Origin of the sequence: Thermoactinomyces daqus (assembly GCF_000763315.1) — a bacterium.
Classification (GTDB): domain Bacteria; phylum Bacillota; class Bacilli; order Thermoactinomycetales; family Thermoactinomycetaceae; genus Thermoactinomyces_A; species Thermoactinomyces_A daqus.
In genome coordinates this window covers 1-9,662 of the sequence record NZ_JPST01000050.1, presented here as the reverse complement: position 1 = coordinate 9,662, position 9,662 = coordinate 1, and the positions used below count along the sequence as shown (strand labels likewise).

Below are 9,662 nucleotides of genomic sequence, written 5' to 3'. Positions count from 1 at the left end.
GGAGGTGATTCAAAATGTGGAGTTCTCATGAAGAGGCAGAACTTGCCCGAGACATCATCGAACTTGGCAAAAAAGGCGGAATGTCTTGGGACGATTTTAAAGAGAAGCACCCAGACAAATGCAGCGAAACCACTGACAAAAAAGAGGATGCCAGCGGTTTCGGGTGGTAAACGATATTTTCTCAAGTAGAAGCCGCTGCCACGGCTTCTACTCCCCTTCATTTTAACATAAGAAAGGGTAGGTTATGATGGACTTGTCACCGAAGTTTATTAAGTTGAGGAATAGTGCATTCAGCAAAAGAGAACGTGATTATATCCGGCTGGCCCTTGTTGAGATGTTGAACAGGTGGGTCAGCAACGGGGCCGATCCGGAGCAAGTCGCTTACCTTGAGCGACTCATTAGAAAATTTAATGACGGAAAGAACTTCAAATAGGAGGAGATTTAATCATGTTGAAAGATGGCAAATTCGTTTGTGATAATTGCGAGCAAAACCCGCCTCAATATAGTTCTGGTGGCATGGAGTTGTGCAGTGAATGTGCGTCTTCTGTTGGATGGGATGATCTTTGGGAAGAGCAGCATGACTGGTAAGTTTAAAATATTCCCAATAGAAAGGTTGATGAGGAATGGGTTTTAAAATTGTGGAAAGGAATGCAAAAAGAGGATGGAGGACGGAGGTGTTGATCCGCTGCCCGAAGTGCAGGCACACATACTGGGAGTTTGAAGATTCAATCCCTCCCCGTTGCAAGTCCCCACAGTGCGAGGAGAAAAGAAAGGAAAAGTGGAACCAACAGGCTAAGGCTTGGCAAGGTTGGAACAGTTGGTGAAAGCGCGGCATCTGTCGCGCTTTACTTTCCTCATCAAACTATAAAAATTGTCAACTCACGTCATATTCTGATAGAATCAAAAAGTGAAAAGTACATAAAAAGGAAAAGTGACCACCGCCCCGACCAAAGTTTGGTGATCACCTTTCCCGTCACGCACATATAAGATTCACTCACCTATAGTATATGTGCGGATAGGCGTTTTAGTCAATATTTTAGACGGGATAGGTATACCCTCTTGCTGGGCGGCTGGTCACGCCACAGGAGGGTATTTTTTATGAACGTAAAAGGCAAAGCAAACATCGACCGTCATTTTATGTTTAACAAGATCAAACCGGGGGCTGAATGGGCCGTCATGGCTTATTTAAAAATTCTTGCGGCTTATGCGGATACAGAAGTTGATGGTATTCCTGTTGAACGTGGAAGCTGGGTAACGTCCTACCGTGAAATGGCGAAATGGACAGGAGTAGAAGAATCTAAACTGAGACGAGCAGTAAAGAACTTGAAAAAAGCTGGACATTTAGAAACAGAAGTACATAACCACCCTACATATGGGAAGATCACTAAATTTATCGTTGTCAATTTTGAAGCATTCCAGCTTTTTGATGCCAAAGAAACGCCTCACCAAACACCGCAGGGAGTACCGCAGGGTATGCCTCACCCCCCTGCGCCCGAAAATATCAGTAACGACGCGGCTTTCGACGAACACAAAAAAGGCGAACACCGCACCGAACACCGCACCGAACACCGCAAAAATAACCAGAGTTTTAATGACCATAGTTTTAATAACCCAAGTTTTAATAACCAACCAATGGGCGAGGTGGAAGAATACAAAAAAGATCCGCTATACAGCGAGTACGATCATGTCAAAGTGGCTCTTGGTTGGTTGGTTAGGAATGATCAAACGGTATTCAATTCATATAAAAAGCTGGTGGAATCTACAGGGGTGAAAAGCTTTGAAATCATGGAGTTATGGGGTAAGTATTGTGACAAGTTAGAAAGGGATGGAGTCAAAGACTTTAACATCTACATAAACGAATTTCTCGGAAAAGAAGCTTACAGCATGACCAAGCAAAAGAAATCAAACAACGTTATTCCTTTACACACGAAAACCTACGAAGCGCTGAAATGGGAAGAAGAACGAAAACAAAACCCTATGGAGGAAACCCGCGATCCAGAGGCCGAAAAACGGATTCGGGCAAAACTTCGACTGCTGAATGAAAAGTTTTCCCCGAAAAAATCAACGACATCATAAATATTCGGATTCAGACCAGGATCTGCCGCCTGGCCAACAATTTTCATTCGGGTTTTGGTGTGGATCTCCGGATGCCGGCAGCTGAAAATATTCGGTCTTTGCCGCGCCTGAAATCGGCTCCTGTTAGCTGTGAGAAGGGATTCTAAAGGGGGTGCTATACCCTTATCCCCTTCTTTTCCGGCGCTCTCAGGCGAAAATAGAAGGTCTGTCTGTGATACAAACCAAATCGCCGGGGCCCTGACCGTGCCGCGGCTGGCTTGCGAGGGACGAGCAAACAGCGTGCAGCGGGCGGCTGCCCCTGCGAAGCACCGGAACGGAGGGATACTTCTTTACTTCCAAAACCGCCACCACCGCCGAGCCTTTCGTTGTCGCTCTGATCTGGTCTCGGTGATGAGCGTGTCCAATTTTTCGTTGAGATTTTCATGAGTGGCCGCCATTTGGCTTCTGATCTCGTTCAGCTCCCGTTTTAGCGTTTCATTTTGCTCTAATAGTGGTTGTAAAAGTGGTTTGATTCTAGTTTCTAGCGAAAGACTTCTATTTGTATCTACGGGCGTTATGCTTGATTTGTTGTTTTGAACTGTAGCAACGATAGTCGCGGCAGCGTCTTCAAGCGTTGTGCTCTTTCTATCCGCTAATTCCTGAAACTTTTTTAATATCGTAATGTCTCGTTCGAGAAAAGCCCGCCTACCATTATCACCGCGAAGAAAGTTATATCCCGCCTTCTCCAAGATCAAACAATACTTCCTCAGGGTAGACTCAGAAATACCCAAGGTACTTGAGACCTCCCTAGCCCAAAACGCGGGTTCGTTGTCATAAACATAGTCATACATGTAACGTCACCTCTTGAGAAACATTCTCCCTGAATTTTCCAAACCCTTCTATTCTCTGCTTTTGCTACGCCCATCGCACTACCTGACACCCTTCCTTGGTTAGCTGTTTTTTCTCTCCCCGGCGAGCATAATGCGCTATGCCCCTGTTATGACGGCTAGCCATGTTCACCGCTTCCCTCGGTCCCATGATGCGATGCTCAAACTTAGATCGATCTGTTACCCCGAATACCCAATGCGAGGACAGCCCTTTTTTTTGTTTACCCAGGACTTGTTCTTCCTTCCGGTTTGAAATGAGTTCCCGCACTTCTTCCGATGAAATCGGCGTTAGCCGATATTCCTTTTTCTTCCCTCATCTGCGGTGCTGAACCGGGCGATTCGCATTATTCGGTTTTAGATGTGGATCCGCCGTCTGGCCAAAAATTTTTGTTCGTTTTTAGGTGTGGATCCACAGCTGGCCAAGCGGCAAAATGTTCGGGACTACTACGCATATAGAGATGCGTATCCTAAAAACTACGCATTATAAGAACTTGGTTTGTTCTGGCTTCCGGTCGTTCCGCTTCCCCTCGCTCTCTTTCGCTCGTTCCTCGCTCAAGAGTCGCTCGCGTGGAACGCTTCACTTCCTCCGCCAGCGATGATCTGCGCTCGCGAATCCGCGCCGCTATCGCGGACACCCTGACGGGTGTGGCGGATTTGCTCGCTTGCTCATCGTTTTCACCCGCTTCGCCGCCGCCCGTTTGCCGGGGAAGCCGCGTTGATTCGCGATTTGTCCCCGGAAAATTGCCCCGGCTCGGGCGTCGTCTTCGGGGTAACACATCCGTTGCGGAGCTTAAAGGTGCTAGCGCACCACCGCTCCGCCCTGCCGGGGGCGTATTTTTTCGGCTGGCAAGCCATCCGAAAAAATATTGACACTGCTAGCACATTAGCGTATATTATGAATATACGCAATGTTTGACGCTAGCAATGTCAAATAAGCGCCGTTTCCCGTCCGCACCCTGCGGGAAGTGGCTTCGCCAAGCGGACGCGCACGGCGCTCTCGGGCTTCCGCCCGATTTTGGCGGCTGCGCCACCAAAATAAAAACGGAGGTTGATATGATGTCGTCTAAGCTTAGCGACAAGGAGGACAGCGCTCATGCCAAAAATCGAAGGATCGAAAGTCAAAATAGCGCCACGCATTAGCCTAAGCATCGACGCCGAAATCAGACGAATATCCAAGGAAGATTACGGGCGGGAGGATCGCGTGAGCGCTGTAATTGAGGACGCAGTTACCCATTATTCAGCTGCTCGACAAAGCGGAAACCAACTGGAACAGGTTCTCTCAGCAACGGAGGGCGCGTTACTAAACCGCGTCAATGAAAAATTTGAAAAGGAGTTTGATGCGCACCTGAAACGGGTGGGTGACCTCATTGCAAAGCAAAGTTATTATGCGGTTTACGGTGCTTTGGTGGCGGAGGAGCTTTTACGGAAGAACCTCTCTAAAAATTCATTCAAGGAAGTCAAAACCAATCGATGGAATAAGGCTCACGAAATTTTAGAAGGTCATTACGAAGAGGCAGGCGGGAAAGAAGTAGCCCACATGCTCCAAGAAAACCAACAGCTTCAAGCTGAAAATGAGAAACTTAAAAAAGAAATTGAACAACTTAGGGAACGGAATAGCGAACTTTCCAGCGCCAAACTAGAAGCCGATAGGATGGAAAAGAAAGCGAAAGAGATCGAACAATACTACACCCGTATGATTGAAAATCTGGCGAGCAAAGCAGAGAAAACCACTTTCGGCAACAAATACACACTCCCATTCTCCATCGAAGATTTTGTGAAAGCTTACCAAAGGCAAGTCCCAAAACCATAAGGAGGGGTAAAATATGGGGGTTCTGGTACACTCGACAGGATTTTATCAGTACCCGAAACCGTGGGAACAACGTCAACCAGTGCGAGCCATCAAAAAGCATCTTAAATATATCGAATCAGACCGCAAAAACAAAAAAGGGATAAAGGTTCATCGGGAACCCCCGATTATGTTTTCAAAAGATAGCGATAAGGCAGACCGTTTAGAATTTGGCCGCCGAATCGCCGCACAAAAAGAACAAGGTGTCGTGGCCCATAAACTTGTAATCAGCATGAGCGAAGATGAGCAAAAACGGCTTGGCATTAACATGATTGAATTTGTCCGGGAAACGATGGCACAGTATGAAACGGCCCGCAAACAACAGCTTGATTGGATCGCCGCCTATCACAACGACGAAGATCATCCCCATTGTCATATTGTCATCAGGGGAAGAGATGAAAGAGAGCGATCCGTCTATATCAGCAATCCCCAAATGCGACAGATGGAACGGATAGGCGAAAGGGTAAAGGAACGACTTGCCGAGCGAAACCGTGAAAGGGGGCGATATATAGAAGAGGATTGGAAGAAACAATTAGACCGAGAACGCGAGCTGTTAGACAAGGTTTATGAATTGGAAAAAACACGATCATTTGAAAGGGAGCGATGAAATGAGTTTTATGGGTGGTTGGTTTGACGTCAGGCCGGGGAGCCACGATGAGATCGAAGGATTGGGAAGAATTGTTCTCTTCCCGATCGAATTTATCAGCGAAATGGCCAAAGACGCTATGGAAGACATCCGGGAGTTAACCAAAACCCCCCGGGAGCGATTGGAGCGGCTTGAGAAAAGCTATCGTGAGGAAGGAGAAAAGGCGGCACAACTGGAGCAGAAGGAAAGCAAGCTCAAAGCTTTCATCTTGGAAAACAAAGAAGCGGTGAAAGAACGCCTAATCCAATTTCGCGAGCAATTCCGCGAAGATTTTCGTCAGGGCCGCGATCTGGTGAAAGAGATCGCCTTTGAATCCATCATCAATATTATCGAATCCGACAAACTGAATGAGATGAAGAAAAACATGGAACAACGGCGCGAGCTTAAAAAGCCCCTGCCGTTCGAGAAAGAGGCCCGCATGGTACGGGAAAACGAAGTGATCCGTCTACCCGGAGAAGTCAAAGAGCCTTCCCGCGAACTGGCACGCCCGGAAAGCAACCCAGTTCCGAAGAAGGCCCCGAAAAACTACCCGGAGCTATCCCGTTAAGGGATGGCTCCCTAGGAGGAATTATATCATGTTTAAGCTGGTGAAAGTTCCTTTTAAAGCGCTTGATGTTGTAAACGCCCGCATGGCAAAAGGTTTCAACTGGTTAGTGAAAAAGGAAAAACTACAGCACCGCGACCCTTATGGGATTGCCCGAGCATTCTTTCATGGTTCTTTTGTCATTGGTATGCCGTATCTGGTTGCCCAGGCAAATGGATACGAACTCGGCCCGTTCGGTGTTCCCGTCTGGATCGGTGGCGCGGTCTACACTTATCGCGCTTGGCGTGACGTGTACAAAACGAAAAAAGAAGCCGACACCTACGGCGATGCCCGCTTCCTTGAATTTCACGAACTCAAAAAAGCCGGACTGATCGGGAAAACTGGTCTCCTCCTTGGCAAAATGAAAGGCAAGTTTATCAGCAAGCCCGAAACGATGGAAGGCCATGTCATTGTGATCGGCCCGCCCGGATCAGGGAAGACCTCCGGCTTTGTTATCCCCTCCCTCTGGGTATGGCAGGATTCCGCCTTAGTTTTTGACCCCAAAGGTGGAGAGCTGTCAGAGAAAACCGCCGTCTATCGCTCGCGTTTTCAAAAGGTATATGTCTTCAATCCTTTTGCCGAGAAGTGTGATCAGTACAACCCGCTGGATTTTTGCCATACAACGGATGAGGCCCTTTCCATGGCAGAAATCCTGATTCCTCAAGAAAACAAAGCAAATGCATATTGGGAAGAAATGGCGCGTTCCATTGTTGCGGCGGCCATTTATGAAGGGCATTTGAAACATCGGACACTGACCGAAGTTTGCAAATTCATCTGCTCAAATGACATAGGTGAATTAAAGGAATATTACTTAAATCACCCAAACGAAAAAGTCCGCCTGTTGGCGTCTCCTCTTCGCCACTTGGAAGATAAGGTACAGTCCTATGTCATGAGCGATCTCATGAGGTCACTGAATAAGATCGCGGCGGACGACAACATCAAACGCGCTACTTCCCAATCCGATTGGGATTTAAACGAACTGGAAAGCCGGGCTACCATTTACCTAAGTGTTCCCGAGGAAAAGTTGAAACTACCACAGTATCGTAAATTGATGAACATCATTATAAATCAGGCGGTCGATCACCTGAGCGCCCGGAAAGAAGTGAAAAAGAACGACAAGCGTCCCCGCATTCTCTTCATGATCGACGAATTGCCAACGCTCGGACACATCCCTAGTTTGCTCCAGTCCCTTGCAACTTTGCGAAGCCGGGGCGTCGTTCTTTCCCTCGCTTTTCAGGCCATGTCCCAATTGGATGACATCTATCAAGTCAATGGGCGCAAAACGATCATGAATATCTGTCCTTTCAAGTTGGTATTCGGGATCGACGAACCGGAAACCCAAAGATACTTTTCTGATCGAGCCGGGACGAAAACGATCAAAACTGAAAGTATCAACCGGAGCGAGGATCGCGAAGGTTACGAAAGGGTAAGTATCAGCGAGAGTGAAACAGGAGTCCCCCTGATCCACCCGAACGATTGGTCAGACCTTCAAAAGAAACCCGTTCTTTTCACCACATCCAAGCATCCGGCACGATTGGAGATCATCGAATATTGGAAAGACTTCCAATTGAATCAGATTATGAGGAGAAAACTAAAAGAAGTGGTAAAGCAACGCCAACGAAAAGAGATCATTGTCGATCATATGAAAGAGATCGTTGGAGATATCACACCGCAAGAAAACGAGAGGAGGGAGGCGAATTGATTGGACTGGATATTCGAGTTATGGGAACGACTGATGACACGAATTACCGGGAAAACCAGCTTGGAAAGACTGCGGGAAGCCTACGAGCGCATCCCGCCTGTAGCGACTCATTACATCAGGAAACCTCGCTTGCGGCTGGTGAAAGGATGATAAAACTATGTTTGAATGGCTGAAAAAATGGATGATGCCCAACCGTTCTCTAGACAAACTGGAAAAGGATTTTGAAGCTGTCTCCCCGATCCCGACAAACTACACTTCCCCCTATCCTCACCGGGAATCCGACCCATCGCTCGAACTTCTTTCTCAGCCTGTCGACGGGGAAGCCCATCCCCGAGTAAAACAAATCACCCGAGAGCTGACCGGGGGACTTAGTGACCGGGAGCGATAAGCGGAGGGAATTCATCCTTCCGCTTTCTCTTTTTTTCATTCCCAGACTTCTGGAAATATCCTCCGTTCCCGTTCCAGTCAAGGGTCGTTTGGACAGTGGCCAACAGCCGCAATCCTACGGGCGGCTGTAAGGGCACTCTCCGCACTTGCTCCCTTGACAGTCACTTCACTTCGGATGTCGGCTAACCAAGAGGAAGCGACCCCAAATCTGGCCGCTTCCTCGTCCCTCTATTCAAAAAAAGAAGGGAAATAGGGAAACCCGGAGAAATCCATAAAAAAAAGGAGTGAATACATATGAGCTGGTTGGATGTAAAAGGCCCGAAAGGTGATTGGACAAAGGCCAAACCTAAGGAACATCTTCCCGGCGGCTTTGATTGGTTTGACCCGAAATCTCAGCCTGTTCACACACTTTGGAAACAGCCAGCAGGCAAGGTCACGCCGTCCAGCTTCTTCACCAAACTGGGAAGCAAGTTTTTAGGACTCAAGTAAAGACGCCCCCGATCTGCAGGGGGTGTTTTTCTTTTAATTTTTTCTGAAAAACGGTTGACATACATCCTTAAGGATGTATATAATGACAATAGGAGGTGACGCAATGGAGAAACCGAAACGATCCAAACGGAAAAACATCTACTTTGAGCCGTCACTGGAAGAATTGATTAAGAAGTACCAAGAGGAGAAAAATATTTCGAGTTTTGCAGGTGCAGTCAAGGACTTAATTTTGAAGGGATTACATTCAGAACAAAAATAATAGTGGCCTGCCGGATCACGCCAATGACCACTCGGCAGGCCAAGTAAACACCCCATCAAAGGAGTGATTTTCTCGTGTCATTATATCAAAGAATGAAAGTGCACAGAAAAAAACCTGAATTTTGGATTATGCTTGGTTTTGCCGCGATTATTATCGGATTGTCATTTGGACAAACGAAAGAGTTTGCGGCAAAGGTCGGAGCCACAAACATATTTCACCAGATTGGATTTGCGTGTGCTATTGAAATTCTATTTGCGTTTACCCTCCTTACTCGAGCGGATCAGAAGGCACAGAGAAAAAATGTACCATTATTTTTGAATGTCGCATATATCGGGCTACTTGCTGCGATCACATTCATCAACATGAGCGTTCTCTACGAAATGAACCCAATTGCAGGGCCATTCCTTGGCGCTTTGATCACAGGAACAATGATCTACGTTGAGTCACTTTTTGTTTGGCTCAACACGGATGCGGACAAACCATCAAGAAAAACCCCTCGACAACTAATGAAAGCAGCGAAGAAAGAAATTGCAGAAGAAAGAATTATACAACTGATCGAATACTTGAAATACGAGGCGCGAAAACCTGATCTCGATCTGATCAGGAGAGCACGGAGAGATGAACGAAGGAGAAAACGAGTTGAAAGAGGAGGAAGCATCTTTCCTTGGATGAAATCGGAAGACGAAGGTCTTCCTGAGTACTTCCGGCGGGAACCTGAACCCGCCCCGACCATCGAGGCCGAGCCGATGGAGATCGTCCGGGAGCCGGAGGAGGAGACGGCGGAAGCGGCGGTCGTACCAATGCCCAT

The 9,662-nt window shown here is 47.4% G+C and carries 14 protein-coding genes; 12 read left to right on the top strand and 2 right to left on the bottom strand.

Features of this window, described 5'->3' with window-relative positions; translation table 11 throughout:
* The coding region (locus JG50_RS20760; protein ID WP_235281713.1) for a hypothetical protein at positions 1-185 on the bottom strand (185 nt) is incomplete at its 3' end.
* 262 nt (positions 186-447) lie between these two features.
* Here JG50_RS20760 and JG50_RS20300 point away from each other — a divergent pair.
* Together JG50_RS20300 and JG50_RS0116075 are read left to right on the top strand one after the other, a co-directional pair.
* The gene (locus JG50_RS20300) at positions 448-588 is read left to right on the top strand and encodes a hypothetical protein (protein WP_160173915.1); all 141 of its coding nucleotides are present in this window, start codon (positions 448-450) and stop codon (positions 586-588) included.
* Between the two features lie 510 nt (positions 589-1,098).
* Complete coding sequence (locus tag JG50_RS0116075) at positions 1,099-2,076, top strand: helix-turn-helix domain-containing protein (protein ID WP_033102149.1); 978 nt, start codon at positions 1,099-1,101, stop codon at positions 2,074-2,076.
* Between the two features lie 329 nt (positions 2,077-2,405).
* Here the strand turns inward: JG50_RS0116075 and JG50_RS19060 are convergent, their stop codons facing one another.
* Positions 2,406-2,906 carry a MerR family transcriptional regulator gene (locus JG50_RS19060; protein ID WP_052154409.1) on the bottom strand — a complete coding sequence of 167 codons (501 nt, stop codon included), beginning with the start codon at positions 2,904-2,906 and terminating at the stop codon, positions 2,406-2,408.
* A 603-nt stretch (positions 2,907-3,509) separates the two neighbouring features.
* Between JG50_RS19060 and JG50_RS0116065 the strand changes: the two genes are divergently transcribed.
* The 10 genes from JG50_RS0116065 to JG50_RS0116030 form a co-directional block, all read left to right on the top strand.
* Entirely contained in the window at positions 3,510-3,812 is a 303-nt protein-coding gene (locus tag JG50_RS0116065) for a hypothetical protein (protein ID WP_033102148.1), read from the top strand.
* 223 nt (positions 3,813-4,035) lie between these two features.
* Positions 4,036-4,752 (top strand): hypothetical protein, encoded by a 717-nt coding sequence (locus JG50_RS0116060; protein ID WP_033102147.1) that lies wholly within the window; start codon positions 4,036-4,038, stop codon positions 4,750-4,752.
* A 13-nt stretch (positions 4,753-4,765) separates the two neighbouring features.
* Positions 4,766-5,395, top strand: coding sequence for a relaxase/mobilization nuclease domain-containing protein (locus JG50_RS0116055; protein WP_052154408.1), 630 nt, complete (start codon positions 4,766-4,768; stop codon positions 5,393-5,395).
* A gap of 1 nt (position 5,396) precedes the next feature.
* Entirely contained in the window at positions 5,397-5,981 is a 585-nt protein-coding gene (locus JG50_RS0116050) for a hypothetical protein (protein WP_033102146.1), read from the top strand.
* Between the two features lie 28 nt (positions 5,982-6,009).
* Entirely contained in the window at positions 6,010-7,719 is a 1,710-nt protein-coding gene (locus JG50_RS0116045; RefSeq protein WP_033102145.1) for a type IV secretory system conjugative DNA transfer family protein, read from the top strand.
* The gene (locus JG50_RS20295; RefSeq protein ID WP_160173914.1) at positions 7,720-7,869 is read left to right on the top strand and encodes a hypothetical protein; all 150 of its coding nucleotides are present in this window, start codon (positions 7,720-7,722) and stop codon (positions 7,867-7,869) included. It abuts the gene before it with no gap.
* Between the two features lie 7 nt (positions 7,870-7,876).
* A complete protein-coding gene (locus JG50_RS0116040; RefSeq protein WP_033102144.1) occupies positions 7,877-8,107 on the top strand; it encodes a hypothetical protein in 231 nt (76 codons plus the stop codon).
* 293 nt (positions 8,108-8,400) lie between these two features.
* A complete protein-coding gene (locus tag JG50_RS0116035) occupies positions 8,401-8,595 on the top strand; it encodes a hypothetical protein (RefSeq protein WP_033102143.1) in 195 nt (64 codons plus the stop codon).
* A 103-nt stretch (positions 8,596-8,698) separates the two neighbouring features.
* Positions 8,699-8,854 carry a hypothetical protein gene (locus tag JG50_RS20290; protein ID WP_160173913.1) on the top strand — a complete coding sequence of 52 codons (156 nt, stop codon included), beginning with the start codon at positions 8,699-8,701 and terminating at the stop codon, positions 8,852-8,854.
* A gap of 128 nt (positions 8,855-8,982) precedes the next feature.
* The coding region (locus JG50_RS0116030) for a hypothetical protein (protein ID WP_152568624.1) at positions 8,983-9,662 on the top strand (680 nt) is incomplete at its 3' end.

What these genes read in the sequence shown, in the direction of transcription:
- JG50_RS20300 (WP_160173915.1), top strand. Translation starts at nt 448, where the DNA reads ATGTTGAAAGATGGCAAATTCGTTTGTGATAATTGCGAGCAAAACCCG.
- JG50_RS0116075 (WP_033102149.1), top strand. Translation starts at nt 1,099, where the DNA reads ATGAACGTAAAAGGCAAAGCAAACATCGACCGTCATTTTATGTTTAAC.
- JG50_RS19060 (WP_052154409.1), bottom strand. Translation starts at nt 2,906, where the DNA reads ATGTATGACTATGTTTATGACAACGAACCCGCGTTTTGGGCTAGGGAG.
- JG50_RS0116060 (WP_033102147.1), top strand. Translation starts at nt 4,036, where the DNA reads ATGCCAAAAATCGAAGGATCGAAAGTCAAAATAGCGCCACGCATTAGC.
- JG50_RS0116055 (WP_052154408.1), top strand. Translation starts at nt 4,766, where the DNA reads ATGGGGGTTCTGGTACACTCGACAGGATTTTATCAGTACCCGAAACCG.
- JG50_RS0116050 (WP_033102146.1), top strand. Translation starts at nt 5,397, where the DNA reads ATGAGTTTTATGGGTGGTTGGTTTGACGTCAGGCCGGGGAGCCACGAT.
- JG50_RS0116045 (WP_033102145.1), top strand. Translation starts at nt 6,010, where the DNA reads ATGTTTAAGCTGGTGAAAGTTCCTTTTAAAGCGCTTGATGTTGTAAAC.
- JG50_RS0116040 (WP_033102144.1), top strand. Translation starts at nt 7,877, where the DNA reads ATGTTTGAATGGCTGAAAAAATGGATGATGCCCAACCGTTCTCTAGAC.
- JG50_RS0116035 (WP_033102143.1), top strand. Translation starts at nt 8,401, where the DNA reads ATGAGCTGGTTGGATGTAAAAGGCCCGAAAGGTGATTGGACAAAGGCC.
- JG50_RS20290 (WP_160173913.1), top strand. Translation starts at nt 8,699, where the DNA reads ATGGAGAAACCGAAACGATCCAAACGGAAAAACATCTACTTTGAGCCG.